Annotated in this window: 27 protein-coding genes; 11 read left to right on the top strand and 16 right to left on the bottom strand. The window is 64.2% G+C overall.

What is annotated here, in order from left to right; genetic code table 11:
- Positions 1 to 184: 184 nt before the first annotated feature.
- On the bottom strand, positions 185 to 3,466 hold the full coding sequence (locus tag CXZ10_RS20420; protein ID WP_101291219.1) for a hypothetical protein: 3,282 nt from the start codon (positions 3,464 to 3,466) through the stop codon (positions 185 to 187).
- A gap of 371 nt (positions 3,467 to 3,837) precedes the next feature.
- Here CXZ10_RS20420 and CXZ10_RS20415 point away from each other — a divergent pair, with 371 nt between their 5' ends.
- Positions 3,838 to 4,176 carry a hypothetical protein gene (locus tag CXZ10_RS20415; RefSeq protein ID WP_101291218.1) on the top strand — a complete coding sequence of 113 codons (339 nt, stop codon included), beginning with the start codon at positions 3,838 to 3,840 and terminating at the stop codon, positions 4,174 to 4,176.
- On the opposite strand, the gene CXZ10_RS20410 is transcribed toward CXZ10_RS20415, so the two are convergent.
- Both CXZ10_RS20410 and CXZ10_RS20405 read right to left on the bottom strand, forming a co-directional pair.
- A complete protein-coding gene (locus CXZ10_RS20410; protein WP_101291217.1) occupies positions 4,173 to 6,236 on the bottom strand; it encodes a hypothetical protein in 2,064 nt (687 codons plus the stop codon). The genes CXZ10_RS20415 and CXZ10_RS20410 overlap by 4 nt on opposite strands.
- A 417-nt stretch (positions 6,237 to 6,653) precedes the next feature.
- The gene (locus CXZ10_RS20405; protein ID WP_101291216.1) at positions 6,654 to 10,052 is read right to left on the bottom strand and encodes an acyl-[ACP]--phospholipid O-acyltransferase; all 3,399 of its coding nucleotides are present in this window, start codon (positions 10,050 to 10,052) and stop codon (positions 6,654 to 6,656) included.
- Between the two features lie 407 nt (positions 10,053 to 10,459).
- Between CXZ10_RS20405 and CXZ10_RS20400 the strand changes: the two genes are divergently transcribed.
- On the top strand, positions 10,460 to 11,074 hold the full coding sequence (locus CXZ10_RS20400) for a TetR/AcrR family transcriptional regulator (RefSeq protein ID WP_101291235.1): 615 nt from the start codon (positions 10,460 to 10,462) through the stop codon (positions 11,072 to 11,074).
- A gap of 461 nt (positions 11,075 to 11,535) precedes the next feature.
- Positions 11,536 to 13,107, top strand: a complete 1,572-nt coding sequence (locus CXZ10_RS20395) for a Fic family protein (protein WP_101291215.1) — start codon at positions 11,536 to 11,538, stop codon at positions 13,105 to 13,107.
- 85 nt (positions 13,108 to 13,192) lie between these two features.
- Here the strand turns inward: CXZ10_RS20395 and CXZ10_RS20390 are convergent, their stop codons facing one another.
- Positions 13,193 to 14,101 carry an HNH endonuclease gene (locus CXZ10_RS20390; RefSeq protein WP_101291214.1) on the bottom strand — a complete coding sequence of 303 codons (909 nt, stop codon included), beginning with the start codon at positions 14,099 to 14,101 and terminating at the stop codon, positions 13,193 to 13,195.
- A gap of 203 nt (positions 14,102 to 14,304) precedes the next feature.
- On the opposite strand from CXZ10_RS20390, the gene CXZ10_RS20385 reads away from it, so the two are divergent.
- Positions 14,305 to 14,706 (top strand): hypothetical protein, encoded by a 402-nt coding sequence (locus tag CXZ10_RS20385; protein WP_143741581.1) that lies wholly within the window; start codon positions 14,305 to 14,307, stop codon positions 14,704 to 14,706.
- Positions 14,707 to 14,736: 30 nt separating this feature from the next.
- Here CXZ10_RS20385 and CXZ10_RS20380 read toward each other — a convergent pair whose 3' ends face one another.
- From CXZ10_RS20380 to CXZ10_RS20360, 5 genes are read right to left on the bottom strand one after another with little or no spacing between them, the layout of a single operon-like run.
- On the bottom strand, positions 14,737 to 15,315 hold the full coding sequence (locus CXZ10_RS20380) for a virion core protein, T7 gp14 family (protein WP_101291212.1): 579 nt from the start codon (positions 15,313 to 15,315) through the stop codon (positions 14,737 to 14,739).
- Between the two features lie 36 nt (positions 15,316 to 15,351).
- The gene (locus tag CXZ10_RS20375) at positions 15,352 to 15,924 is read right to left on the bottom strand and encodes a virion core protein, T7 gp14 family (RefSeq protein WP_143741580.1); all 573 of its coding nucleotides are present in this window, start codon (positions 15,922 to 15,924) and stop codon (positions 15,352 to 15,354) included.
- A gap of 13 nt (positions 15,925 to 15,937) precedes the next feature.
- Positions 15,938 to 16,468, bottom strand: coding sequence for a hypothetical protein (locus tag CXZ10_RS20370; RefSeq protein WP_180336106.1), 531 nt, complete (start codon positions 16,466 to 16,468; stop codon positions 15,938 to 15,940).
- Positions 16,469 to 16,496: 28 nt separating this feature from the next.
- On the bottom strand, positions 16,497 to 18,590 hold the full coding sequence (locus tag CXZ10_RS20365) for a phage nozzle protein (protein WP_101291209.1): 2,094 nt from the start codon (positions 18,588 to 18,590) through the stop codon (positions 16,497 to 16,499).
- A complete protein-coding gene (locus CXZ10_RS20360) occupies positions 18,587 to 19,192 on the bottom strand; it encodes a phage connector family protein (RefSeq protein ID WP_101291208.1) in 606 nt (201 codons plus the stop codon). The genes CXZ10_RS20365 and CXZ10_RS20360 overlap by 4 nt, the downstream gene beginning before the upstream one ends.
- A gap of 125 nt (positions 19,193 to 19,317) precedes the next feature.
- Here CXZ10_RS20360 and CXZ10_RS20355 point away from each other — a divergent pair, with 125 nt between their 5' ends.
- Both CXZ10_RS20355 and CXZ10_RS20350 read left to right on the top strand, forming a co-directional pair.
- Positions 19,318 to 19,599 carry a ribbon-helix-helix domain-containing protein gene (locus CXZ10_RS20355; RefSeq protein ID WP_101291207.1) on the top strand — a complete coding sequence of 94 codons (282 nt, stop codon included), beginning with the start codon at positions 19,318 to 19,320 and terminating at the stop codon, positions 19,597 to 19,599.
- Between the two features lie 6 nt (positions 19,600 to 19,605).
- Positions 19,606 to 19,908, top strand: coding sequence for a type II toxin-antitoxin system RelE/ParE family toxin (locus CXZ10_RS20350; protein WP_101291206.1), 303 nt, complete (start codon positions 19,606 to 19,608; stop codon positions 19,906 to 19,908).
- 107 nt (positions 19,909 to 20,015) lie between these two features.
- Here the strand turns inward: CXZ10_RS20350 and CXZ10_RS20345 are convergent, their stop codons facing one another.
- Complete coding sequence (locus CXZ10_RS20345; RefSeq protein WP_101291205.1) at positions 20,016 to 20,174, bottom strand: DUF3309 family protein; 159 nt, start codon at positions 20,172 to 20,174, stop codon at positions 20,016 to 20,018.
- Between the two features lie 317 nt (positions 20,175 to 20,491).
- Between CXZ10_RS20345 and CXZ10_RS20340 the strand changes: the two genes are divergently transcribed.
- Entirely contained in the window at positions 20,492 to 20,626 is a 135-nt protein-coding gene (locus CXZ10_RS20340; RefSeq protein ID WP_101291234.1) for a type II toxin-antitoxin system MqsA family antitoxin, read from the top strand.
- Here the strand turns inward: CXZ10_RS20340 and CXZ10_RS20335 are convergent.
- Together CXZ10_RS20335 and CXZ10_RS20330 are read right to left on the bottom strand one after the other, a co-directional pair.
- A complete protein-coding gene (locus tag CXZ10_RS20335; RefSeq protein ID WP_101291204.1) occupies positions 20,565 to 21,038 on the bottom strand; it encodes a hypothetical protein in 474 nt (157 codons plus the stop codon). The two genes, CXZ10_RS20340 and CXZ10_RS20335, sit on opposite strands and share 62 nt — an antisense overlap.
- Before the next feature lie 115 nt (positions 21,039 to 21,153).
- A complete protein-coding gene (locus CXZ10_RS20330; RefSeq protein ID WP_101291203.1) occupies positions 21,154 to 21,753 on the bottom strand; it encodes a hypothetical protein in 600 nt (199 codons plus the stop codon).
- 224 nt (positions 21,754 to 21,977) lie between these two features.
- Between CXZ10_RS20330 and CXZ10_RS20325 the strand changes: the two genes are divergently transcribed.
- Entirely contained in the window at positions 21,978 to 22,238 is a 261-nt protein-coding gene (locus CXZ10_RS20325; protein ID WP_101291202.1) for a hypothetical protein, read from the top strand.
- A 10-nt stretch (positions 22,239 to 22,248) separates the two neighbouring features.
- Here CXZ10_RS20325 and CXZ10_RS21650 read toward each other — a convergent pair whose 3' ends face one another.
- Positions 22,249 to 22,395 carry a hypothetical protein gene (locus CXZ10_RS21650; RefSeq protein WP_180336105.1) on the bottom strand — a complete coding sequence of 49 codons (147 nt, stop codon included), beginning with the start codon at positions 22,393 to 22,395 and terminating at the stop codon, positions 22,249 to 22,251.
- Between the two features lie 170 nt (positions 22,396 to 22,565).
- Between CXZ10_RS21650 and CXZ10_RS20320 the strand changes: the two genes are divergently transcribed.
- Both CXZ10_RS20320 and CXZ10_RS20315 read left to right on the top strand, forming a co-directional pair.
- Entirely contained in the window at positions 22,566 to 22,916 is a 351-nt protein-coding gene (locus tag CXZ10_RS20320) for a VOC family protein (protein WP_101291201.1), read from the top strand.
- A 105-nt stretch (positions 22,917 to 23,021) separates the two neighbouring features.
- The gene (locus tag CXZ10_RS20315) at positions 23,022 to 23,543 is read left to right on the top strand and encodes a hypothetical protein (RefSeq protein WP_143741578.1); all 522 of its coding nucleotides are present in this window, start codon (positions 23,022 to 23,024) and stop codon (positions 23,541 to 23,543) included.
- A 96-nt stretch (positions 23,544 to 23,639) separates the two neighbouring features.
- On the opposite strand, the gene CXZ10_RS20310 is transcribed toward CXZ10_RS20315, so the two are convergent.
- From CXZ10_RS20310 to CXZ10_RS20300, 3 genes are all read right to left on the bottom strand, one after another.
- Positions 23,640 to 24,230: a cation efflux transmembrane domain-containing protein gene (locus tag CXZ10_RS20310; protein WP_101291199.1), complete on the bottom strand. Its 591-nt coding sequence runs from the start codon at positions 24,228 to 24,230 to the stop codon at positions 23,640 to 23,642.
- A 322-nt stretch (positions 24,231 to 24,552) separates the two neighbouring features.
- Positions 24,553 to 24,894 (bottom strand): NIPSNAP family protein, encoded by a 342-nt coding sequence (locus CXZ10_RS20305; protein ID WP_101291198.1) that lies wholly within the window; start codon positions 24,892 to 24,894, stop codon positions 24,553 to 24,555.
- A gap of 56 nt (positions 24,895 to 24,950) precedes the next feature.
- Positions 24,951 to 25,505, bottom strand: a complete 555-nt coding sequence (locus CXZ10_RS20300; protein ID WP_101291197.1) for a TetR/AcrR family transcriptional regulator — start codon at positions 25,503 to 25,505, stop codon at positions 24,951 to 24,953.
- A gap of 128 nt (positions 25,506 to 25,633) precedes the next feature.
- On the opposite strand from CXZ10_RS20300, the gene CXZ10_RS20295 reads away from it, so the two are divergent.
- On the top strand, positions 25,634 to 26,842 hold the full coding sequence (locus tag CXZ10_RS20295) for an MFS transporter (RefSeq protein WP_101291196.1): 1,209 nt from the start codon (positions 25,634 to 25,636) through the stop codon (positions 26,840 to 26,842).
- Position 26,843 lies beyond the last annotated feature (1 nt).

Below are 26,843 nucleotides of genomic sequence, written 5' to 3'. Positions count from 1 at the left end.
TGTTCTCCGACGGCGAAAACTTTGAGGGCATCGGCTCTCTGCGCCGGTTGAGCGCTAGGAACGAAGCTGACCTTTTGAGCACACAGGTTTCGGTGATGGCGCAGGCTCCGTTGGCGGCGCCTACGACACAGCGGCGGAGGCAGCCGCCCCATTGCTTCAAGCCAACGGCAACCGAACAGGTGCACTACGGCGGACTAGCCTTGGCTGTTGCGGACGTATCTGTCGGAGCAGGCTTCTCCTCGGGCGGGTCGGCCACCGTCCCTTTTGGCTGCGTGTTTGCAAGGTTTTTCAAAAAATCCGCAGCATTTGCCGGCGTCGTTATCCCGGGCCTGAACGTCGCATGTTCCAAAAGAGGTTTACTTGCGTTTGTTCGCATCACGTAAGCTACGAAGGTAGCTAGGGGTACGCGAACATACCCTCCGGCCTTAGCTGCCTTTCGAAAATCGCCCAGCGTGACTCCACCCAGGCTCTCGACAAAAGTTTTGGGGTCGATACCAGCTTTCACCAGAGAATTTTCGAAATTGTCTATCCGAAAATAGAGGGTCTCTCTAGGTGTCCCCTTTACTTTCTGCTGGACAAAATCGTAGATTTCCGTTCTGTTGTTGACAACGACTGAGACCTTTTGCTCCAAAAGATCTTCCATATCCCTCAGGACACCATCTCGCCTTACGGCCTCTTGTGCCTCGGAGACAGCTTTTCGCGCGGAATACGAGTCCACCCCGGCAACAGCTTTTCTGAAGACAATCCCTCCGCCGATCTTCAGCCCCGACAGTAAAGCGCCGGCAGCCGCAGCGGTGCCCGCATCTTGGAACAGGGCGCGGTTTTTATCGTAGCCCCACTTCGCGATGGCGTTTTGGCCGCCCTGCTGCACCACTGACATTCCAACGTTGGTGCCTAACCCGACGATATCATCTACTGCCCCACCAGCATATTTCTTGAGCGGCGTAAACCTCATGAGCGCTTTTTCGAGGGGTAGGCTCGTAAAAAGGCCAAGAAATCCTGCCAACGCATCCGAGTTTCTTGTCGTTTCTGCGTCTGCGCCGTTCTCTACAGCCTTAGCATGATTGGCCGCTGCCCCATCCAGACCCGCGTAAAGCGGAGCCAACCAGCCAAAAGCGGCTGCGTTGATCAAAGATCCGGTCGCTTCTCCAAGCCGGCCGGCGGTGCTGTTCTCCCAGCCAGGCGTGACGAATTCATTACCGTATGCTATGGCCCCGTCCCCAAGAGGGTAGGAAGGAAACATTTTGCCCACTTCCTCAGGATCCTCGCCCTCCTTCATAGCATTCCAAGCTTCAATCAGAGAACCAGGGTTAGGGGTGTTTAGAATACGTTGGTAAACCTCATCGAACTCGGACTGACTCTTACCTTTCAAGTTCAGCACTTCTTGGATCAGAGCCTTATAGTTTTTCCATTCCTTCGTTTCCGGCATAGCAATGTAGTAGTCGAGAAACTTAATAATATTCCCCACAGATTTAGCTTGCCACGTCGGGATTCTTTTTGCAAACTCGACAATTGATCCAATAACTCCATGTCGCGTCATGATTTTCAGAAGCTGATCTTCGGTCAAATCGCCGTTAAGAAATTTTCTGAAGTAATGATCAGAAATCAAAGAATCAACACTATTTTGACCGTAAATTCCTCGGCGAATAGCCGCTATTTCTTCAGGACTCTTTCCTTTGGCGTGAACCATTCTCTCGGCAAGACTGGCGAGTTCTTCGTCGGTTGTTGCCATCAGCAAGTTTTTTGCCTCTGTCGGTCCGTATTTCATTCGGCGAACCGAATGGAATACCTCCAAAGCCCGATCAACGGGAATATAAGGTTGGCTTTTAAGCCACTCCTCAAGATCTTTTGCCTCGTCCTCAGTGAGGCCTACCGAATTGGCAACTTCATCCGCGAGCTTTTCCTGCTCGCGTGATGGTATATAGTTCAACATCTCCAGTGCTTGCTCTTGCGTTAGGCTGCCGTCGGCCACACCATTGAGAGCTCGGATAGCTCGCTCTTGGGGGATATCGGGTTGTTTGGCGATCAGTTCCCTAAACGCTGCTACGACCATATAATCCGGGTTTTTGCCAAGACTGGCGATGCCCAGCGCAAGCGCGGCACGTTCCGAGGGAGCGTCCTTGGGCAACTCGATCTCTGGCATTTCGGGGATCGGCCAGAGCGGCACCGACAGAGCTGGAGAACCCAAGAACGCATAGGAATCCAGCGGTGAGTCATCATCCCAACTGCCGCCATCCGCTGCCGCGATGGCTGAATCGCCCGCCTGCCCCGCGGCGGAGGGTCCCGCTGTCAGCTTCGCTAGCGCTTGCTCTCGCGTAAGGTTGCCGGTGACCACGCCATCAAGAACACCAAGAGCCCTATCTTTGGGGATGTCAGACTGCTTGTCGATCAAGTCCCTGTAGGCCGCTACGACCCAATAACCAGGGTTTTTGCCGAGACCCGCGATACCCAGCGCAAGCGAGGCGCCCGCCGAAGGGGCGTCGGGCAACTTAATCCGCGGCATTTCAAAGGTCGTGACGTTCGGTATCGACGGATCCGAACCAAAAGGTAACGAACTCCCAATGGCGGAAGCTTTTTCCGACCCGGTACCAACAGGCATAACCGACTGTTCGCCAGTGCCATATGGAGGCGTTTTAGCCCAGACATCGCCCGACAACGGGGTGCTAGCCGCAGTGCCATTTGTCGAGTTGGTGCGAGACTCGGGCACCACTTCGACATTTATTACGTTTTCGCCAGGCCGAAGCCCGCCGTTGGGACCCCTGCCCGCACTCGCTTCAGTTGAGGATGTTGAGTTCTGGGAGTCTGCCGAGGAGGAACCAGACTGTGCGCTGTCAGACGTCGGGTCGGCGGCGGAATCACTGCGCGGCGACGAGGCCGTAACATCGGTGTCCGGCACCACCTCGACATTGATCACCTTCTCGCCGAGCCGGAGCCCATTGCTATTGCCTTGCCCACCTGATGGCGCCGGATGGCCACCACTTTGCTCATTGACCTGCTGGCGGACAGCAGCAAACTCGTCCACAAAGTCCGTGTTCGGGATTGAAGGCGAGTTCAGCCTTCCTCTCGCCCTGGCTGTCCCGTCAGGAAAAGCCTGCGAGGCCGCGACAAGCTTGCCGGTAACCTGCTCCAAGGAAGCCAGCGCGTCGTAGTATTCCCTTGGACGGGACACGTTCTTGGGGTCGCCCGCCACCGCCAAGGTAATGGGCGCCTCTTTTCCGATCTTCTCCGCCCACGCCTTGTTGTCCGCCTCGCGGAACAGTTCGTGATTGGCCCTGACCATGTCCTCCGGCGCCGGCTTGCTCCCGGTCGCTTTGGCCGCTTGCTCGGCCAGTTGCCCATCGCTGACGGGCGAACTGGTATGGTCTCCCAGCTGCGTCGCGACCCGGAATGTCTGGCGCTTCTCGTCTTGCTGCCGCTGCCTATCCTTGTAGGCGTTGTAGTTTTCAGGGCTGTCAGGGGTGCGCAAAGGCCTATCTCCCGAAAAGGATCAGGCCTGACGCTAAGTCCTGGGGGTTTCCGTGGTGATGGTCGCGCCGGCCTATCCAGCCAACAGCTTCCTGAGCGAAGCCTGGGGAGCTCCGACCAGCTCACCTCCTCAGTATTCACCACGACTCTAGAAAAGATTGCAGTCGGTTGCAGACTCGCTTTTTGGTGGGTAAACATACGAGAACATAAAAGGAACGGAGCACAGGATCCGCGCAAGGTCGAGCGAGTTCGCCAGAATTCAAGGACCAAGGAAACGCAGCAAAGAATTCAAGCAGTGTCAGGCAAACTGGCGAGGCGGACTCACGACGCCGTTGAGCCGAAAAGCTTCGAACAACAAGAGGACGATCCGAAGTGAAAGACTATAGCCCCGCGCAGATAAAGACCGGTTTCAGGATAAGCCTCGCCCTCCTGTTTATTCTTTCTCTCGTTGGCAACCTTACGGTCAAGCTTCATAGAGGCGATCAGGTGGGCTACTATCCCGGCGCCTATGGGGGATGGATCGGAGAGCTTTTGGGTGAGACGTCAGTCTCGTTCATAGCTGCGATAATCTTCTTCGGCATCGTCAGGATGGTGCGGAAGACCAAGACGCCCACGGCGGGGCTGATAGCGGGTATCGTCGTCACCCTGATCTTGTGCGCCATGCTCTACCAGGAGGCCAGCCTGGAGCTGTCGGGTGCCATTCCCTCCTAACCCACCTGCGACTGCCGGAACGCCGCATACTCCCGCGCCACTTCTCCGTCTGTCGGCTTGCGGCCAAGCTCCATGGCGAGCTGCCGTGTAATGCTCGTGCGCAGGTCCGGCGAGATGTCGGAGAGCTTGACCTTCGGCTTGGGCCTCGGGTCCCGCTGCGGTAGGTAGTAGGGCATGAGGAACGGGTCGACCGACTTGTAGATGTCGGACGGCGTCGGCCTGGCATTGGGGTTGGCCGCCCTGAAGTCGGCGAGGCCGGTGTAGACGGCGTTCTGCACCCGGGCCAGCAGATGGCGCTGTTCGGCACTTTCCTCGCCGCTGGGCGGCAGCGCGCCGGCGTTTACCAGCCGTGTCCTCGCCATGTCGAAGGCATCCTTCAGCTCGGCGCCCTCATCGCGCGCCTTGCGGCTGTCCTGGCCGATGGCCGACTGGCTCTCGGCCAGCGCCTTGAGATCGGATTTGCCCAGGCGGTCGCGATAGTCGTTGAGGTCGACCTGCGCGAAGTCCTCCGGCCGCTCGGCCGAGAACAGGCGCATGTCGGCGAGCAGCACGTCGTCGCCGATGATCGGGCCGGCCAACGCCTTGCTGACATAGTTGCGCGCCACAGTCATGGCGCCGCTGCCGGCCGCCTGGCGGAGCGTGAAGGGCAGCGCGTCGGGCGCCGCGCCGCCATCCACCCGTTGCCACAACTCGGCCTTGGCCGCCGCCCGCCGTTCCTGTTCCTGCTGGCTCTCAAGATCCAGCGAGGTGACAATCGCCTGCTTGGCGATCTCCCGGCGGTCGGGATCGGCGATGCCGGCAAGGTGCTTGTCGATGGCGTCGGACGACGGCCGCAGCGCCCGCGCGGCAACGCCGTCGGCGGCGGCCATCACCGAACTGCCCGACCCGCCGACCGGCATGACCAAGCCATAGCGCCCGGCATTGCGCCGCGCCCAGTCCAGCAGTTGCGACGGGGCGATGGAAAGGCTTTTGCCCCTGTAGGTGAGCTCGCCCGACCGCCCCTTGCCATCCGCCTCGCTCTCGGGAATGCGGATGTTGATGTCGTCGCGGAACGCCGATGGTGCATCCTCCAATAGGGCGGAGAGGTTGGTGGAGAAATTGGGATCGAGGCGGAGCACCTTGCCTGCGTCGTCACCCGTCATGCGGCCGAGCAGGAGAGCCCGCTCCAGCGTCGGGCCGACGCGCCCCGCGGCATCGGCGCCCGCCACTCCCTCGACTGGCGGCTGCGAGGCCTCGGCCGGCTTTCGCCGTCCCGCCGCGAAAGCCAGCGCGCCCTGCCGCGTTTCCTCGTCGCGCGCAGCCTCGCCGACTTCGGCATCGAGCCGCTTGCGGGCCGCTTCGGTGAACAGCGGCGCGTTGTCCCTGATGAAGGCCATCGCGCCGATGGGATCGGTCGCCGCCTTGTTGCGGGCAATGTCCTCGTAGACGCCGGAGACGAGACCCATCCCCCTGTCGGTTACCTCGCCTTCCGGCCAGCCCATCAGCTTGCCGATCTCGCGATATTCGGTGAGCGCGGCGAGCGTGTTCTCGGCCACGGCGTGCGGGTTGTCCGACTGTGCCACCGCGTTGCCGTGGAAGGCAGCCATCCGCGCCTCACTGGTCGCCGTCGTCCACGCCTTGCGCCCGTCCAGGGCATGCGCCTCGCCGGTGGCGAGCGCCCCCTGGGCGGTGGCATTGGCGGCGTCCATGTATTTGGCAAGCGCCAGCGGCGACAGGCCCCTGGCGCCATCCTTCACCGCCTGCCGCACCGCCGCCTCGTAGCCGGCGTAACCCTCCACCGCGCTGCGGCCGGATGTGCCGAGATAGCCGCCGTCGCCATAGCCGAGTTCGCGGACCCGCTCGATCAGTCCATTGTGGCTGTCCTTGGCCGCGTTGGTGGCGTCAAGTTCATGCACCTCGGCCACCGCCTGCCCGAGATCGGCGAGCCCCCGCCCGACGCTGCCCAGCGCCGCCCCCACCTGCGAGCCGAACATCTCGCCGGTGGCGTGGGTGTTGTCGCGGAAATTGAGGCCGGGATCGAGGCGAATGCCCCGGTCTTCATAGGTCGGCACAACGGGCATCTGATCCTCGCATCGCTCACGCGTCAGGACGCAATGCAGTCCGACGCTGTCGGCCCGACGCTAAGGACTTGAGGTTTCCGTGGTGGTGGAGAGGCGCTTGGAAGGGAGACACGATCGACGCCGGAGCCCGATATACCCCTCAGCGTTCCATCCTGCCTGAGGTACACCTTGAATTCACACGTGAATTCAAGCGGTCTGCGCGAGGATGACAGCATGATGGCAGCCGGAGTTTCATCTTGCAGCGCGTTGCCAGCGGCACCATACGATTCGATAACCAATTGTTTTATATCAATTTCCTGTCATCCTCGCGCAGGCCGCTTGAATTCGCGCGCGAATTCAAGGTGGACCTCAGGCAGAAAGGGGCTCCGAGGGCACTATCAGGCGCCTCGGAGCCCCCAGCTTTCAGTTTCCCGGCGACTACGCCGCCACGCTCTCCACCTTCTCCCTCACCAGCTTGTTCAACCCAGCAAAGTCCGTCTTGCCCGAACCCAGCAGCGGCAGCGCCGGCACCACCATCACCTCGCTGGGCATCATCAGCTCCGTCGCGCCGCGCTCCCGCGCAAACGCCATGAAGCCATTCCGCGTGGCATCCTTCCGGTCGGTCACCAGGATGATGCGCTCGCCCTTCTTGGCATCCGGCACGCTGGCGGCGGCCGACATCGCGTCCGGCCAGCACTGGGTGGCGAGCGCATCGATGGCGGCCAGCGACACCATCTCGCCGCCGATCTTGGCGAAGCGCTTGGCGCGGCCCTTGATGGCGACGAAGCCGTCGTCGTCGAGCGCCACGATGTCGCCGGTGTCGTGCCAGCCGCCGTCGGGCTTCTCCAGCACGCCGGGGTTCTCCACCCGGAGATAGCCGAGCATCACGTTGGGCCCGCGCACGTGGAGGCGCCCGCCCGCCTCGATGCCCTCCACCGGCTCCAGCCTGTGCTCGACGCCCGGCAGCAGGCGGCCCACCGTTCCCGCCCGGTTGTGCATCGGCGTGTTGAGCGCCAGCACCGGCGCCGTCTCGGTCACGCCATAGCCCTCGAAGATGCGCAGGCCGAACTTCTCGGCGTAGAGCTTGCGCGTCGTCTCCTTCACCGCCTCGGCGCCGGCAACGAGCAGCCGCAGCGAGCGGAAATCATAGGGGTGCGCCATGCGGCCGTAGCCGGAGAGGAACGTGTCGGTGCCGAACAGCACGGTGGCGTTGGTCTGGTAGACCAACTCCGGGATGATCCGGTAGTGGAGCGGCGTCGGGTAGAGGAACACCGGCACGCCGGAGACCAGCGGCAGGATCAGGCCGGCCGAAAGCCCGAAGGAGTGGAAGATCGGCAGCGCGTTGAACGCCGTGTCGGTGCGCGAGAAGTCGATGCGCGCCGCCACCTGCGCCACATTGGCGAGGATGTTGCGGTGGCTGAGCACCACGCCCTTCGGCGTCCCCTCCGACCCCGAGGTGAACAGGATGGCCGCCGCATCATCCGGCCCGGCCTTCCTGAGCCGTTTCGGCCAGTTGAGGAAGGCATCCAGCTTGTCGCCCCTTGTCACCGTGGCGCGGATATCCTCCAGCCAGACGATCCTCACCTTGTCCTCGATGGCGGCGATCAGCGGCTCCAGCCGGCCCTTTTCCACGAACACCCGCGACGTCACGAACACCTTGGCCTTCGAGGCGGTGCAGGCGGCCAGGATGTTGGCAGCGCCGGCCGTGAAGTTGATCATCGCCGGCACGCGCCCTGACGATTGCAGGCCGAGGAAGGTCACTGCGCCGCCGACCGCGTTGGGCACCATCAGCGCCACCGTCTCGCCCGGCTCCGTCAGCGCCGACAGCTTGCGGCCGAGGATGCGCGCGCCCATCAGCATGCGGCGATAGCTGAGCTTGCCGCCCACCGGATCGCTCACCGCCCGGCGTCCGGCGCCATGCTGGCGGGCGGCCGCCACCATCGCCTCGAAGATGGTGAGGTCGGTGTCGGTGGTGCGGAACATCATGTCGGACATGATGCCGTAGAGCGCGTTGCCCGCCGCCTGCCGGCGCGCCTTGCCCTTGAGCTGCTCCGGCAAGGAAAGCCGCACCGGCTCGGTGATGTTGACCGTCACCTTGGGGAACCAGCGGCGCTTCACCTGCAGCGAGTTGAGGCGGCTGAACACCGTCGATTCCAGGCCGGAGAGCCGCACCGGCACGATGGGCGCCTCGGCCTTGTCGGCGATCAGGCCGACGCCGTCATAGACCTTCATCAGCGTACCCGTCACGGTGATGCGCCCCTCGGGGAAGATCACCAGCGTCTCGCCGGCCTTGACGGCGGCGATCAGCGCGCGCGTCGCCAGCGGCTTGGTCGGGTCGAGCGGCATGGCGCGGGTGAAGCGCAGGAAGGGCTTCACCCACCAGGCCTCGGCCATGGTGTGGTCGATGGCGAACACCGGGTCGCGGTCGAGCAGCGACACGGCGACGACGGCGTCGAGGAAGCTCGTGTGGTTGAGCGCCACGATAGCGCCCTCACCGGCCGGCGGAATGTTGGCCTTGCCGGTCACCTCCATGCGGAACACGGCGCGCAAGAGGATGGAGACGAAGTCGCTGAGCGGGTTGGTCGGCAACACCTTGAAGATCCACACGGCCGCGCCGAAGGCGAAGAGGCCGAGGGCCACCAGCACCATCGGCACCGTCGCGCCCAGCGCCTGCGCCAGGGCCACCGTGCCGGCGCCGGCCACCATGAACAGAGCCGTCAACGCATTGATGGCGCCGACAACCCGGGCACGACGCGTCACCGGCGCCCAGTGCTGGGCGGCGGCGAAGGACGGCACGATGAACACGCCACCGGCAATCGCCAGCGCCGCAAGGTCGATGGCGGCATGAATGGCGCCGGGCCGGCCGAAGAACTCAGAGAGGCTTTCGGTGGCCGGCGCCGGCGTCAGGCCGGAGAGCGTCCAGGCGAGATCGAGCGCCGCAAGCCCGATGGCGACGGAAGCCACCGGCACCGGCAAGAGCACGATGCGGCCGGCCGACAGCCAGGCGCCCAGCGCCGAACCCACGGCGATCGACACCGCGAACACCGTGAGATAGGCCGACACCGCCACCTCGCGCCCGCCGAGAATGTCTTTCACGAAGGTCGGCATCAGCGCCATCGCCACCACGCCGAACAGCCAGAACAGGCTGACCATCACGCCGGTGCGCCACAGCCGCGCGTCGACCCAGAGCTCGCCGATGAGCCGCACCGTCGAGCGCGCAACGTTGGGATCGACCGCCGTCTCCGGGGCAGCAGCGCCCACCTTGGGCACATAGAGCGCGGCGATCCAGCTGCCGACGGCCAGCACCATCATGGCGACGCCGAACACCCATGGACCGCCATAGGCGCCCGTGGCGAAGCCGCCGGCATAGGTGCCGGTGAGAATGGCGACGAAGGTGGCGCCCTCCACGAGAGCGTTGCCGCGCGGCAGTTCGGAGGGGGCGAGCAGGTCGGGCAGGATGCCGTATTTGATCGGCCCGAACAGGGCGGAGATCACGCCGAACAGCACCAGCGCCACCATCAGCACTGAAATCGACTGGATGGCAAATCCCAGCACGGCAAGGCCGGCGATGGCGATCTCGATGAGCTTCAGCCAGCCGGCGACGCGCGCCTTGTCGTAGCGGTCGGCGAGCTCACCGCCCAAGCCCGACAGGAAGATGAAGGGCAGCATCAATATGCCGGTGGCGATGGTCACCAGCGCCTCGCCGCCGGCGACGCCCATCTGGAAGAGTATGGTGAACACCAGGGCGTTCTTCAGGAAATTGTCGTTGAAGGCCGAGAAGAACTGCACCAGGAACAGCGGCCCGAACCGGCGCTGAATGAGAAGCGACTTGCTCATGGGACCTCCCGAGGGATCTCAAGGGGCAATGGCCAATGGAAACAGGGAAGCGGATCGGCGCGTGAAACGCAAATGACGGTTGGATTCCTCCCCGCCCTCACCCTTCACTCCGCCCCGCCTCCATGCTATGAACATTGTTCATGTGGCGGTTATAGCGGAGATGTGAACGTTGTTCAAGAGTGAAATGAACGATGTTCAACAAAAGCAACTCCAGCAAAAGTGGGAGCCGGTTTTGCGTCCGGAGTTGCGCGAAGCAAGGAAGCGGAGCATGTCGGCGACATGCTCCAAAGCAACTCCAGCAAAAGTGGGAACCGGTTTTGCGTCCGGAGTTGCGTGAAGCAAGGGAGGTGGATCCCGTCGGCGACCTCGGTTCGCCAGATAGGTTCCGCTCGATAAAGGTGAAGCCCATGACTACCCCCCTTTCCGAACGGCGCCAGGCCCAGCTTGCCGCCCTCATCGACGCCGCCGAGCGCCGCATCGCCGAGGGGGGCATGGCGAACCTCAGGGCGCGCGACCTCGCCGCCGACATCGGCATCGCGCTCGGCGGGCTCTACAACATCGTCGCCGACCTCGACGAGCTGGCGCTCCGCGTCTCTTCCCGCACCCTCGGCCGCCTCGGCGAGGCGCTCACCGCCGCCTCCGACGCGCTGCCGCTTCGAACGAAGGACGACGCGGTGACCCGCCTCGTCGCCATCGCCCACGCCTACCTGCATTTCGCCAGAGACAACCTCCTGTTATGGCGCACCCTCTTCGAGCTCCGCCTCGCCGAGGGCACCGCCCTCCCCGCCTGGGCCGCCGACGACCAGCTCCGCCTCTTCCGCCACGTCGCCGAACCCCTCACCCTCCTCGTCCCCGACATGGACGAGACGCGCCAGGTCCTAGCCGCCCGCACCCTCTTCGCCGCCGTCCACGGCATCGTCACCCTCGGGCTGGAGGAGCGATTGGTGGCAGTGCCGCTCACCGCGCTGGAAGCGCAGATCGAATGGCTGGTACGGGCGACGTGCCGGGGGCTGAGGGAGTAAGGAGCCCGATACCATCCGCTCGCGTTCTCGTCCTGAGGTCCTGGCCTTCGCCAGGATGACAACTTATGTATTTGTTTTTATTTATATAATTCTGTCTTCCTGGCGAAGGCCGCTTGAACTCGCACGCGAATTCAAGGTGGACCTCAGGCAGAATGAAACTCCCCGGCCGATATCGCGCTCCCTAAGCTCCCTCCCGCGCCACCCGTACCGGCTACACCCTGCCCTTATCCGCGTCGCTCACCTACGAGAGTTCACGCTCCAGCCCCTGCACCCTGTATGGAGCAAGCCGCCATGCCTTCGCCTCAACCCCTCATTGGTTTTGAGTTATCGGCAGAATTCAATCGCCACTCCACAGCATAATCCAATCGTAACTTTACGACATGATTTAATCGTAAATCTACGACATAGTCCTACTGTGAATTCGCAACACAACTCAATCGCGTCCGATCCAGGAGCCTACGATGGCCAAGGGAAAGCCGTTGAACGAGAAAATCGCCGACTCGTTGCGGCAACTGATCGGTGTGACCAATGAGGGCCAACGGCGCGTTTTCCGCAGCGACGAACTATCCCGGCTGCATCGAGAGCGGCTCATCGAAGCCAAGTACATCCAGGAAATTATGAAAGGCTGGTATTACGCATCCCGGCTCGGCTTCGATGCGGCGGCCTGGCACTCGGCCTTCTGGGAGTTCGCCCGAGAGTACCTCAACGATCGCTTCGGCACGGGCAACTGGGTCATCTCTCCCGAGGGGTCTGTGGCGATCCACGCGGAAAGATGGGAGGTTCCGCCCCAGGTCGTCGTACACGCCAAGGCCAATGCCAATGGCAATCTGCCTTTGCCCTACGGCACCAGCATCTATGTGCTGGGGAAGGTCTTCGATGTTCAGCCTCAGGAGATCAATGGCACCCCCGTCTATCCAGCGATCGCGGCCATTTGCGAGATCCAGCCCAATGCCTGGCGAACAGTCAAGAAAGACATCCTGTCCGTGCTGGGATCGATCAGAGGCACGGCAGATATTCTACGCTACCTGGTGGGCGCCGGCGCATCAGCCTCGGCTGGCCGCCTTGCCGGAGCCCTGCGCAAACTGGACAAGGCCCGAGACGCCGACCAGATCCTGCAAGGAATGAAGGCGGCGGGATTTGATGTCCGTGAGACCGACCCGTTCGGTGGCGACGTTCCGGAGTTTCGTTTGCCGAAGCGACCGGTCGCGGCGATCGACACACGCATCCGGCTTCTATGGTCGGTCCTGCGTGATGGCGTGCTCGACGGCTTCACGCTGCCGATCGGTCGGTTGCCATCGAAAGCCACCTATCTCACAGAGATCGAGGACCGTTACATCAGCGATGCCTACAACTCGCTGTCCATCGAAGGCTATCAGGTGACCCCCGACCTGATCGAGCGGGTCAGCGCCGGAGATTGGGACCCGGATCACCGGCAAGCCGATTTCGAAACCCGCAATGCACTTGCGGCTCGCGGCTACTGGCAGGCGTTTCAGCTTGTGAAGGCAGACGTCGGCCGGATTCTGGACGGCGAGAATGCGGCTGAGATCGTCTACGAGCGCCACGCCGACTGGCGAGCGGAGCTGTTCCGGCCATTGGTCAACGCTGGTTTCATCAAGCCTGTCGATTTGATCGGCTACCGGCAGCACCCGGTCTATATCCGCGGCTCGGCGCACGTCCCGGTTTCCGAGACCTCCGTCCAGCCGGCGATGGACGCCATGCTCGACTGCCTAGCGAACGAGACAGATCCCCGCGTTGGTGCCGTTCTCGGTCCCTTCGTGTTCACCTACATCCATCCATTTGGAGATGGAAACGGTCGCACCGGCCGCTTCATCATGAATGCGATGCTTGCCTCGGGGGGCTATCCCTGGACCATCATTCCGGTCGCACGGAAACCCGAGTACATGGCGGCACTGGAAGAGGCGAGCTCACACGAAAACGCCAGACCGCTGGCGTCGTTCATCGCAGACCTGGTGGCCGCGCCTCCCCCTCCCCGGCCGGATGACACCGGTTGGCCGAAATTTCGGACGGCATAGAGCGGCTTCAGCAGCTGCCCACGCCCTATCGGATCTGCCGCATAACTCTCGATTATGCGCCAACTCCGATAAACCGCACCCACCCCTACATCTTGAACACGTTCTCTCGATGCCACCTCAGGAAATGCGGGCTCGGGCGGTCGGATGGGCGCGGCGGAACGATGGCGTGGCCGCTGGCGTTGATCAGGCCGCGCGCGCTGTCGGGGTCGTTGACGTGCCGTGACACCAGGATCCTGAAATCGTCGTCGAGGCTGATCAGGCCGCGGTCGAACATCCAGTGCGCGGTTCCCGACAGCGCCAGGCCGTTGCTTAGGATATCCGGCCCGCTGGCCTCGACGGGGCGGATATGCGCCGCATCCACCTCCGCACGGCCGCCGCCGTTGATCAGCCTCAGGCCGGTCACCGCACAGCGCTTGTCATAGACCCTGAGCACCACGCGCCGGAACAGTCGGTCGCGAAGGATGCGCGAGGTAAGCTGCTCGACGCGCAGGCGCGGCTGCTCCAGGATGAAAGGCGCCTGCGCTCCCTCGTCGAAACCGACGCTCACATCGGCATCCGGCATCGGACCGATGCGCGGCAGCTCGGGCTGCGCCTCGTGGAACCCTCGCGCCAGGATGCGGTCGAAATCGGCGGCGCTGATCGGCCTCACCGCCCACTGAGCACGAGCGGACATGCCGCCCTTTTCGTTGAGGACGCCGCGCTCGATCACCCCGCCCTCATCGGAGAAGGGCACCGGGCTGACGAAATCGAGATAGCTGCCCGGCTCGATCTCCGCGACATACATGCCCGATGCCGCATCCGGAACGACGCGCGCCACGCGGGCGATGGCGAAATAGCCGCGCGTATCGCGGATCTTGCGCGGCTCGTAATAGACGATCCAGTCGCCGACGCAGGCTTGAACGCGACCGAGATACTGCGCCGGGAACTGGTAGCGCTCCGCCGGGCTGTCGTCGTAGATCGAATCGAAGCGGTGTATGAACACGCCGAAGGACATGGCGGATTTCTAGCACGCCGCTCCAATCCAGGGATGCGGAAACGAAGCGGAACGGCTTGGCCTTCCGAACGAGCGGCCCGTATCGTGCTCCCGAGCAGGCAGCCCGTATTCACCCCAATGCCAAACAAGGTTGCATCTCGTTGTCGCCTCGCCTTCCACGCGACATAGTCGGTGCGAGCGGAATCGCTTGGGAGATATCTATCGTGCACATGTGCCTTAAGAAGACCATCGGCATCACCGCCCTTCTTCTCGCCATGGCGGGATGCAACACGCCCCCCAGGCTGCCGCCGGCCAGCGAGGCGGAACAGACGGCCAGCATCGAGAAGTTCATCGCCTGCCTCGACAAGAACGTGTCGAAGATGGACGACCGCGTCTCCGATGCCGCGACGATCGCCTCGGCGCTGCTCGAGGGTCCCTGCGCGGCCGCCAACGCCGCCTCGAAGGAAACCTACACGCGCGACATGACCGAGCGGGAGCGTATCGCCTTCGAAGCCAACGCCACCGCGCCGTTCCAGGTGGCGCTCGATATGGTGATCAGGCACCGGAAAGGCGCCAGAGCGCCCGCCCGGGTGCCGGCCGAGGCTCCGGCCAAGCAGATGCAGTGAGCCCGGTCATCCGATCGTCACTGGCGGGCATCATCTCCAGAAATTCGCCCAGAAGCCCCCCGAGCTGCCGGCCCCGCCTGCCTTTGCCGTCGGATCGCCGGAGCTGGGATTGAGCTTCGCGTGGTTGGCGGCGGCTTTGCCGAAGGCGGTGGACATCGACGCGAAGGCATTGAGCATGCCCGCCGTACGGCTGTTCTTGGCCTGCATGGTAAGAAGGGCCGCCTGGTTGCGATAGCCGACCGCCTGGTTGCGCACGTCGTCAGCCTGCCGATAGGTGGTGGTTTTGATGGTCAGCGCGTCGATGGCGCCCTGCATGGCCGTGTTCACCATCTCGTCCAGCGGCGAGCCGAAAGTGGGGTCGATGCCATTGGCGGCCATGGCCGCCTTCTGCTTGCCCACCAACTGGGTGGTCATTGCCTTCTGCTTCTGCTCCTCGCGTGAACCGGAATCGATGATGTTCCTGGCCTGCCGCTCAGCCAGCACGGCATTCTGCCGCTGCACCTCGGCGTTATACCTGGCGGCCTTGGCCTCGGCATTGGCGCTGGAAATCTGGCCGGCCCCGCCGAGAACCCCGCCGCCGATCATCAGAGCCGTGGAGAGTTCGCACATGTGATGTCCTCAGCTCACAAGATCGAACGGCGAGCGTCACCACAATCCATGCTTCGCATAGTCGTCATAGATTGATTTTCCGCCGTTATAGGGGGAGGTCTTGGTGATCGGGTTCGAACTCACCTTCGGATTCATCTTTGCCGCGCTGGCATACGCGCTGCCGAACGTGCTGGCCATCGACCCGAACGCGCCCAATATCCCCGCCGTGCGGCTGTTCTTGGCTTCCATGTCATAGAGCGCCGCCTGATTGCGCGAGGCGACGGCCTGGTTGCGGACGTCGTCGTAGTTCCGGTAGGCGTTGGTGCGGATGGTCAGCGCGTCGATGGCGCCCTGCTTGGCGGTGTCCACCATCAGGTCGAGCGGCGTGCCGAAGCTGACATCGACGCCGTTGGCGGCCTGCGCCGCCTGCTGCTTGGCCATCAGATGGGCGGTCATCGCCTTCTGCTTCTGCTCCTCGCGCATCCCGGCGTTGAGCACGTTCCTGGCCTGCCGCTCGGCCAGCATGGCGTTCTGCCGCTGCACCTCGGCGTTATACTTGGCGGCCTTGGATTGGGCGTTGGCGCTGGAAATCTGGCCGGCGGCGCTCAGAAGCCCGCCGCCGACGGTCAATGCGGTTGCCAGATCACACATCGCGGCGCTTCCTCATTTCGAACAACACGAAGGGGTGGCCGTGGACGTCGATCTCCATCAGGAACGCCGCGCCCAGCCATTCGAGCCAGCGTAGCGACGCGGCGTTTTCACGGTCCACGGCGTTGCGCAGCACCTCGTGCCGCGTGAACAGGCCGGGCAGTCCCTCGGCCGTCGCCCTGAGGAACCAGCGCCAGTTGCGGGTGATGGCATCGGTGCCGAGCAGCCAGACACCGCCGACACCGGCGAGCACGTTGAGGTCGCCGACGCCATACATGATCTCCGGCCGGCCATCGATCAGCACCGTGAAGGCGGTGGATTGCCGCATCGACCGGCGCAGCGCCTCCACAGGCCCCACCCGGCCCGACCGCCAGACTTCCGTGACGTCGGAGGCCCGCATGCGCCGGCCGATCGACCGGCAGTGCTTGCCGCGCGCCGGAACGATCCTGATGACCGGACCATGTCGGACGAACTCTTGTTCGCCGACATGCTCCGTTCCCTTGTTCTCACGCAATTCCGGACGCAAAACCGGTTTCCACTTTTGCTGGAATTGCTTAGCGCCCAAGCGTCACCTCCGGCATGATCGAGAGGATCGACATGGGCAGCGGGTCGAACTGCTTGACGTAGAGGCCGCCGGCCCGGTTCCAGCTGGCCGGCGGCACCATGTCGATGTCGCCGGTGTAGAGGCCGATCGCCTCGTTCCACGCCTCGGTGGAGCGCTGCTTGAACTCGACGATGCGCTCGCCGTCGCGCCCCTCGTCCCTCGGTGCCAGGAAGATGCCGCGCGTCTTCTCGACCCGCAGCACCACCCTCGCGATCGACTTGAAGCGCCCCTGCACCGAGCCGATGTCGTTGACCATGCCGAGATCGAGATCCAGCGTCTGCAGCACCGCCTCGTAGGAGAGGCCGATGTGGATCTTGGCGGCCGCCACCGGCAGGGTCACGGCTCCGGCCGTCACCCTCAACCCGCGCACCACGTTGCCGTCGGCGAGCGCTACCACCTCGCACCCCTCGAGATGGGATAGGCCGACGAGCCGCGTCACCGGTGCCCCTGAGTAGGTGAGGCCACTGTCGACGAAGAAGGCGTCCTCCACCCGGTCGAAGGCCCGGCTGTGCAGCCGCTCGATATAGCGCTTCGCCACCCCGTTGATGGTGCGCCGCACCACGAAATAGGGCACGTCCTCGCCGTTCTCGGCGATGGTGGTCACGTCCTCGAACAGTGCCCCGGCGCCGCTCTCGTGCCGCGTCCAGGCCCAGACTTCGTGCTCCTTCATGTAGGTGAGCGACACCAAGGAGCCGTCGTCGAGCACCACCCACACCACCGAACTCGGCGCCTGCGCATAGGCCCAGGCCTTGATCGAGCGGTTCTCGAACAGGTGCCGGCTCATGATGGTCAGGTCCTTGCCCACCCAGGCGTCGTCGCCGTAGCTGTAGGAAAAGTCGCGCACCACGCCGCCCGACCGCTGGGCGAACAGCACCGTCTCGCCCACGTTGATCGGCTGCACCGGCGCCGCGCCGCGATAGCCCTGGTTGGCGATGACGATGGCGCTGGGCGTGATGGCGTCCGACGCCTGCCCGCCCGTCACCACCCATTCCGCCGAGGATGTGAGCAGCAACAGGCCGTAGCGGGCCGCCAGCATCGAACGGACGATGTTCACCTGCCGCGCCCGCATGCGGAAGGTGATGGCGTCGCTGTCTTTCGCCGGCGAGGCGTAGCCGAAATTCTCGTAGTTGGCCGTCTGGCTGAGGTAGACCGCCTGCGGTTCGTTGTCGGTGGAGGCGAGCGCCAGCCGCTGCTGGATGAAGGTGACGGCGCGCGGGTAGTTGCCCGGCCCGCCAAACGGATTGCGACCGATCTGCGGCCCGTCGGCCGTGTCGGCGGTGATGTTCTCGTCGTCGAGATAAAGGTCGGTGGTCGAGCCGATATAGCCGAAGGAGCCGTTGGAGAACTTGTAGACCACGTATTTGCTGGCGCCGGCCACCGGGCTCCAGCCGATGCGGTTCGTCCCCCCGTCGATGGACAGGTCGTTGACGCAGGAGCCTTCGGCCGAGGGGAGGCTTTCCTCGCCGGTCGCGGCGCTGACGGCGGCGACCTTGTAGCGATAGGTGTGCGCGATATATCCGGGCTGCCCCGTGGTGCTATAGGGCATCGAGACCACAATGCCGGCCGGCGCCGACATGGCCGGGGCAAAGGTTGGTCCCGTGAAGGTCCAGTTGTTGTCGGCGAGGCGCGACAGCTTCTTCACCGGATAGGATGGGTGGACGATATACATCACGTCCGCCTCCTGGGCGAACACCAGGTCGGCGAGATCGCCGGCGGCGTAGGTCGTCGTCACCTCGTAGGGGCTACCGCCCGACAGGATCAGGCCGCCGCCGCGCCAGAAGCGGATATAATGCTCCCCGAACTCCAGGATGTAGGCCTGCTCCTCGTTGAACTGGAACGGGACCAGCCGTGTCGCCTTGGTGCTGTCCTTGACGGCGCCGACGAACTCCAGCCCGGCGCGGTTGTTCGCCCCGCCATGCGCCTGGATGGTCAGATTCTTGGCCGTCTTGAGGCCGAGCGCATAGGTCTTGGTGTCCACCCGCGCCCAGAGCGCCGGCGACAGCTCGCCGCCGACGAAGGCCGGCTGATAGGCGCGCAGCGTCATTGCCGCACCCGCTCGTAATCGGAGATGAAGCCGCTGCCCACCCGCTCGTCATTGGCATCGGCCGCTGCCGCGGCGGCCTGCGTCTGCAAGGCCATCTGGAAGGCCCCCTGCCGCTGGCCGGCGTCACGCGTCAAGGGCATGGCGAGCCGTGCCGCCAAGTGCCAGGACAGCGCCTCGACGAACAGCGGCGGAAACTTCGAGGGGTCGTCGACCCGGCGGATATAGTGGAGAACGGCCGGCGAGAGGTCGGCGTAAAGCCGGTCGCCGGCGAGCTCGTAAGGCTGCGGGCTCTCGTCGGATATCGCTCCGTCCGGTGGCCTCAGCTCGCGCACCCGAATGAGGTCGGCCGGCAGCACGTAGGCATGCGCCCAGCGGCCACGGCTGATGGCGCCGCCTGTCGCCGCCGTCCCCGTCACTTCCGCAAGCACCACCGCGTGGCGGGCAAAGCGCCAGGGCGGACCGGCGGCGAGCAGCGCATCCAGCGTCTGCCCGTAGAAGCGATTGCAGGCCCGCGCCTCGCTGCTCGCCTCGGAGAGCGCGTCGATCTTGTCGGCCCCGAGGTGGCCGAGAGCCAGATTGCAGATGGAAACCGTCGATGCCATGAACCACCTCGAAAACCGTGCCGCACTCTAGGCAAGCGCGGGTTTTCGCGGTGGCGGCCATCCCCTCGTCTTGGCAGCCCTCCCGATTGGTAGTAAACTTTCCTACCAATGAGCGGGAGGCGACAATGCCCAACGTCGAGAAGATGAGCCTGGCCCTGACGGCCCAACAGGCTGCGATGATGCGCGAAGCCGTCAGCACCGGCGCCTATGCCACCACCAGCGAGATCGTCCGCGAGGCCATGCGCGACTGGGAAGCCAAATGGGTGGCCCGCACCGAGGAAATCCGCCGCCTCCGGGCGCTGTGGGACGAAGGCAAGGCCAGCGGCCCGGCCGAGCCACCGGATTTCGAGGAGCTTCGGAAAGAAGCGCGCGCCAAGCTCAAGGGCGCGCCGCGTCATGGCGCTTGACCTTATATATGGACGCCGCAGGCCCGAGCCGATCTCATCGACATCTACCTGACGATCGGCGCCGAACAGCCGGCGGCGGCTGAGCGCTATCTGGCGCGCATGGAGCAGAAGGCCAAGCTCCTGATCGATCAGCCACGCCTCGGCGTCCGGCGGCCGGAAATCCATCCAGCGGCCCGCATGCTGGTCGAAAGCCCCTTCGTGCTGCTCTACGAAATCGAACCGGACACGGATGATGGCCCCATCGAGATAGTTGGGATCGTCCGCGTGGTTGATGGTCGGAGAGACTTGCGCAACCTGTTGCCCGCGTAGGACGGGAAGGTGGCTTGCACGGCAGGGCATCAATGAGGAACCGCCGCGATGGTCTTTCCATCGCGGCGGCGTAATCGTCCAGTCGGCGAATGCCGGACAGCGAGACGCTATATTCGGCCCATCAGCATCAGGATCACGATGATCAGCAAGATCAGGCCGAGACCGCCGGAGGGGCCGTAACCCCAGCGCGAGGAATAGGGCCAGGTCGGCAGCGCGCCGAGCAGAATGATGACGAGGACGATGATCAGGATTGTGCCGAGTGTCATGTGCGGCCTCCTTGGCTGAGGGATGCGGAGAGGAAAAATCCCCGCGAGAAATACCGATCCACCCTAAGCAAATTCCGGAGAGGCCCTGCCGGTTCCATCAGCCCGACCGATGGTTGCGTTTCGGTGCGCTGCGGTGGCGCCGATGTTGAGCCTCCCAGGCAGTCGCACTGACTGCCGCGAGATTTCCCGCTCGGGAGCAACTTCATGACAATCTGCCACCGCCGAGCTGTATGTCCCGCTCGGGAAAACAACACGATACCATCGGCGCGCTTGTTCGGCTTGTGAAGGATCGAGGTTGACCGTGCAAGGAAGTCTCGCTGCTCACCGGCGGCGGCCACAACGCCTTCTCGCGCTACGAGACGGGCAAGGTCGTTCCCGCGCCCGCCGTCGTCAATCTGCTCCGCCTTCTCGACCGCCATCCGGAGGAGTTGGAGAGGCTGAAGAGGGCGTAAGGCTGCCGGCAACACGGCCGAAGCCTGTTCGGCTCCGGCAGCCTTCCGGCCATTCATACGCCGGGTCATCCAGTGTGACGGTCTCAGGCACTTCGTAAAACGCCATCTCTCGGTAACTCCAGGCGTAGAGTTTGCAATCCCGGACAGCGACGGCGTGGGCGAAGAACTGAAACTCGGCCGGCGCGTTATGAAGGGAGCGAAAGAACGAGTTCTCGACGTAAACGTCGGGACGGAACTCGGCGACCTTAAGCGTCCGCAGATACTCCGCGTAGAATCCCACTAGACCAACTGACAAGGCCAGCCACAGGCCGGCGAACAGGGGCATGACATAACGCCGCGTTGCGAAGATGCGACTGACGGCCAACGAGATCCCGCCAGCCAAGACCGCGGCTGCAACCAGCAGCAAGGCCACTGCGGAGCCGCCAGCCGGTTGAAGGGAACAAACACCAAGACGGCCAACGCCAAGGGATTGCCGAAGAGGAGGAACGAAACAACTGCGACCACCAGCGCCATCAGGCCGAGGTTCCTCATTCCTCGTCCTCGACAAGACGCAGACGATCGGCAAACACGCCCCACGCCGTACCCCTGCCGGACACCACAATCTTGCTGCCGGGCTTGAATGTGTCGAGCAAGTCTTTTCTGACGCCACAGATGCTGCTGGCGCCCAACGGCAATTCCACGAACGTCACCTCGCGCCCGCAGTATTTGCTCTCCCAAGGCATAGTGTATTCAACCGTCAAGGTCATTTCCACCCGATGTCCCGTCAGTATCGCGTCGAACATCGGGGGAATTTTCTGGGCGGCCATATAGCCGAAACCAAAGTAGAGAGCCAATAGAATCAAACTACCGAACAGATGGCCGATCTCTACGACCTCATCCCTGAAATGAAAGACGTTCTTCTTGTCGTAACGACGGAAAACCCAGAGCATGCAGGCGAAAGACGCTAGCCCGGCAATCCATGCTGGTCCCCGGGCGTAGGCAACCCATGCCGGCGAAGGCAGAAACGGACGACCGGACAGAAACTCGAACATGGCCAGCAGCCCGAATGCCGTCAGCATGCCGAACACACTCAGAACCCACTTCGGCGAAAGTCGGCGCTTGGCTTCGGAAGCCGGAAGGTCGGTCATCGGCAATCTGCAAACGAGAGTTGTCTTGCCTCTGTAACACCCTCCGAAACCGGGCGCACCCGCAACCTTGGTCGCCGACATGCACTTGATGGGAAGGAGAACGCACCTCGCCCCGGTGCTTCACCTGCTCCCGCTGCGTGCCACCATTCCAGGATGGAACGCCTGACGCGATCGCAAGTTATGCCGATATGGTTGCCCCAAGCCTTGCCCCCGGAGGAACGAACATGACGGACACGAGCGATCAGGCCGACAGGGATGCGTGGCGGGCAGCCCTCCACGACTCGGTCCATGAGTTCGCCACGGCGCTGAGGCGCCTTCACGACGAAAATCCGCAGCCGGAAACGCCCATCCTCTCCGAGGCCGCCTATTTGCTGGCGTCGGAGCTGTGGGACCGCCGCTTCACCGTCACCGAGATCACCAAGGCCTTCCTCGAGGCCGCGGCAGGCTTGCCGGGCTACACGGATGGCAACGAGGTTCGCCCCTAGGCTGCGCCGCCTATTTCCCCTGCTCGTCCATGATCTTGCCGATGGCCGGGCCGGCCAGGACCGCCACGGCCGTCCAGATGAGCAGCCACTTCAGGCCGCGGCGTCCGCCACGACGGCGGCGGCTCCTCAGCACCGTGCGCAACAGGATGTCCAGCATTGCGGTCTCTCCTCCCTGCCGGCGCCGGGCCTGTCGCTCGGCGCTCCTGAAGGGACAATCGCCGGTCGAGCCGTAAGGTTCCCAGGCAATGCGCCAGACTGCCTTGCCGGCCGCATCGCCACGCTGGCATGCCGATCTGTTATGTTCTCGCCGGAAGGGAGCCGTCCGCCATGGCCGTGAAACGCATCGTCGCCAATATCGCCACCGACAAGCTGGACGCCGCCAAGGCCTTCTATGGCAATGTGCTGGGCATGACGCTGGCCATGGACCATGGCTGGATCATCACCCTGACCGGCGAAGGAACGGCCGCGCCGCAGATCAGCTTCGCCACCGAGGGCGGCTCCGGCACGCCGGTGCCCGATCTCTCCATCGAGGTGGACGACATCGACGAGACCTATCGCCGCATCCTTGCCGCCGGCTTCACCGCGGACTATGGCCCGGTCACCGAGCCCTGGGGCGTGCGCCGCTTCTTCCTGCGCGATCCGTTGGGGCGGCTGGTCAACATCCTCGCCCACCTCTGACGGGTGCTCCAGGCCCATCGCCAACCAACGTCGAGGGTGGATTTCGGCACCATCACTGGTTACACATATCCCACACCACACGCCCCGCCAGCCCTAGGGTATGACATGCGAAAATTTGCCGCCGCCGCCATGTTCCTCTGCCTTGCCAGCCTGCCCCTCCCGGCCGCCGCCGGCTGGGATCACCCGGACCCGTCGACCCAGTTTCCCGGCTGGTTGTTCCAGATGAATGATGATGACGGGACATTTCGCTATACCTGCGCGGCGCCTCGGATCTGCGGCGAAGGCTCGATCGTCAGCTACCAGTTGCACGCCGCACCGGCGCCCACCGAGGCCGAGATCCGTTCAGCGCAAAAGGAGCCGCGCCTGCCGATCACCTGCCGGCGCATCGGCAAAGAAGAGTCCTGCGAATATCCGAACGCCATCGACAGCAACGGTCGCCCCACCCACTGGCGGCCGGCCTCGATCAAGGGCTCGAAGGCCGATATGTTTCACAGCGGCTACCTGTACAAGCGCCTGCCGGACGGCAGGCACGGTCTCATCACCATCTCCAGCTCGGCCCTGACCTACAAGCAGGCCCGGAAGAACTACGACATGATCAGGAAATCGCTGACCGACGCCAGTTACTAGCCGGTGCCGTCGTAAACCTATTCCGCTTGCTCGGCCAACAACCCGAGGAGGTGGAAAGGCTGAAGCGGGCCTAAGCTTTCCGACGTAAAGATCCCCTCACCCCGCCTTCCCCTCCTCGCGGGCCGCTTCCCACACCTCATGCGCCGCGTCGGCGTTGATCGCCGCAATGGCGAGGCCGACGATCAGGTCGGGCCAGGCCGAGCGCCACAGGAAGGCGGTGACGAGGCCGGCGGCGACGATCGCCACATTGGCGAGTGCGTCGTTGCGGGCCGACAGGAAAGCCGCCTTGCCCAGGCTGCCGCCGTGGTGGCGCACCCGGGCGAGCAGCAGCGCGCATCCCAAGTTGACGGCGAGCGCCCCGAGGCCGGCGAGCGACAGCGCCAGCGGCTCCGGCGCCACCGGGGTCATGAATTTCTCCCAGGCGGTCCACAGCGTGGCGAGGCCCGGCACCAGGATGATCGCGGAGAGCGCCATGCCCACCCGGCTGCGGGCGATGGCAGACCAGCCGAGCGCCAGCACGATCAGGAGGTTGATCGACGTATCCTCAAGGAAGTCGATGGAATCGGCGAACAACGACACCGATCCGATGGCCACGGCCACCGCGAACTCCACCCCGAAATAGCCGAGGTTGAGGAGCGCCACGATCTTGGCGGCCCGGCGAAGCGGGGCGTTATGGGCGTCGGTCATGTGAACGACGCAGTCCCGCTCAGTCGTTTGGCACCCCGGAGCCTCATATATCCCCCTCGCCTCTTTCTGCCTGAGGTCCCCGCCTGCGCGGGGAGGACAGATTTATATAAAAGAAACATATAGATAGCCTGTCATCCCCGCGCAGGCCGCTTGAATTCACGTGTGAATTCAAGGTAGACCTCAGGCAGGATGAAACTCTCGGCTGATATCGGCCTCCCTACCATCACCCCGCCTCCTCCCCGGCACACGCTCCACCAGCCTCGCCACATACTCCCCATCCGCTCCCTCGCGGGTGAACAGGAGGCGATCCAGTTGCGTGCGTTCATTCCGACGGCTTGGAGAAGCCTTGGAAAAAGCGCGTCGGCTGGAGGAACGAACTCGCGATGTTGGCGACGATCGGTCCATCCGCCTCGCTCGTCTCCTTGGCTTGCTGCCACTCGGGATCGGCCATGAACGTCGCCCACTTCTGCTCGCGCTCCGCCAGCGACTGCCACTCGATGAGATAGGTCAGATCGTTGTTGGACGGGCCGGTCATGGTCGTCCAGAAGCCGAGCGAGCGGATGCCGAGGCGCTCCCAGATCGCCAGCGTCCTGGTCTCGAAACGCTGCTGCAGGGCCGGCAACCTGCCGGGCAGGCAGGTGTAGACGCGCAATTCGTGGATCATTCGGCGCTCCTCATGCTGGATCGGGGAGCGCGAGCATATCACTCACCGCCGGAAGATCACCCCTCTCCCAGCACACCCTCCACCAGCCCTGCCACGTAATCCCCGTCGGCGCCCTCGTGGGTGAATAGGATGCGGTAGATCACCGGCGCGATCACCCGGTCCATCAGCACAGCCGTCTCCGGCGGCGTGTCGCCACGGGCGAGCGCCCGCTGGCGGATGACGTCGAGCTGCTGGCCGGTATAGGCCGAACAGGTGCAGGCGTTGGCGGCCCGGTCGGCGGAGAGCACGTCGCGCATCATGGCGCGGCCGGGCTCGGAGGCCATCTCCTCGGCATATTGCTCGAGCCACAAGCGGAGGTCGGCCCGCCAGTCGCCGCTGTCGGTCGGCTCGCCATCGGGCCGGAGATGCCGCACCGCGACATCCGACAGAAGGTCGGCGAGTGTACCCCAGCGGCGATAGATGGTCGACGGCGTCACGCCCGCCCGCGCCGCGATGGCCGGCACCGTCAGCTCCTCGCCCGCCTGCTTCAGCTCGTCCACCGCCTTGAACACCGCCGCCTGAATGCGGGCGGCCCGGCCGCCCGGCCTGGGCGCCGCCTGAGGCTTTTCCATAACCGCTTGTTTTTGATCCATTTCCCAACCAGCCATGGGCCACGACTCCACTAAAGCAAAAAATTTGCTTTTAGAGTCATGCAAGCGTATAAACGCAAACTCTTTGCTTTTACCACAGAGGCCAGACCATGACCATCCGCCCAGACACTCAAGCCGAAGCCGGCAAGCGCGCGGGGCTGGCTCTTCATGCCGTCACCCTCGTCGCCTTCCTCGCCGCCTCCAGCGCGCCAAGCCCACTCTACCCGCTCTATCAGGCGGCCTGGGGCTTCTCGCCCTTCATGATCACCGTCATCTTCGCCGTCTACGCGGCAGCGCTCCTCGTCACCCTGCTGTTCTTCGGCGCCGTCTCCAACCACTGGGGCCGGCGGCCGGTGATCGCCCTGGCGCTTGGCGCCGAGCTCCTCTCCATGGCGCTGTTCCTCGTGGCGCAGGATGGCGGCTGGCTGCTTGCCGCCCGGCTCGTCCAGGGCTTTGCGACCGCGCTCGCCACCACAGCGCTCGCCGCCGCCCTGCTCGATCTCGATCACAAGGCCGGCGCCACCATCAACTCCATCGCCCCGATGATCGGCATGGGCGTCGGCGCGCTGGGCTCCGGCCTCCTGGCGCAAGTCGCGCCGCTGCCCTTGCGCTTCGTCTATGTCCTGCTGATCGCCATCTTCCTCATCCAGCTCGTCCGCAGCCTCCGGTCGGCGGAAACGGCCGCCTCGCTGTCGGAGGCCAGGTGGTCGCCGCGCCCGCGCATCGAGGTGCCCGAGGCCGCCCGCCGCGCCTTCTGGCGCGTCGCGCCGCTCAACATCGGCGCCTGGGCGCTCGGTGGCTTCTTCCTGTCGCTGATGCCGTCGCTGATCCGCGAGATCTCCCAGGGCGGCGCCACCTGGCTGGGCGGCGGCGCGGTGGCTGCCCTCACCTTCACGGCCTGCGCTTCCATCCTGATCTATCGCAACAGGACGGCCAGTGCCGGCCTCTTCGCTGGCGGCCTCGGCAGCGCCTTGGGCATGGCCATCATCCTCGGCGGCGTCCATCTCGCAAGCCCGGCCCTGCTCTTGGCCGGCGCGGTGGTCTCCGGCATCGGCTTCGGCGCCGGCTTCCTGGGCGCCACCCGTAGCATCATCGCCAAGGTGACGCCGCAGGAGCGTGCCGGGCTGATGTCGGCCTTCTATTTCGAGAGCTACCTTTCCAACGCCGTTCCGGCGATGATCGCCGGTTACGCCGCCCGCCACGTCGGCCTCGTCGAGACGGCCACCGTGTTCGGCGCCGTCATCATCGCCCTGTCGCTATTGTCCCTCGCCCTGCCCGACGCCCCCTGCCCGCGAAAGACGGCGGAACAGGGCGCGTGAG

The organism is Pleomorphomonas diazotrophica, from assembly GCF_002844595.1.
GTDB lineage: Bacteria > Pseudomonadota > Alphaproteobacteria > Rhizobiales > Pleomorphomonadaceae > Pleomorphomonas > Pleomorphomonas diazotrophica.
The sequence above is the reverse complement of the archived record's forward strand: the minus strand, read 5'-3'. Positions and strand labels throughout refer to the sequence as shown.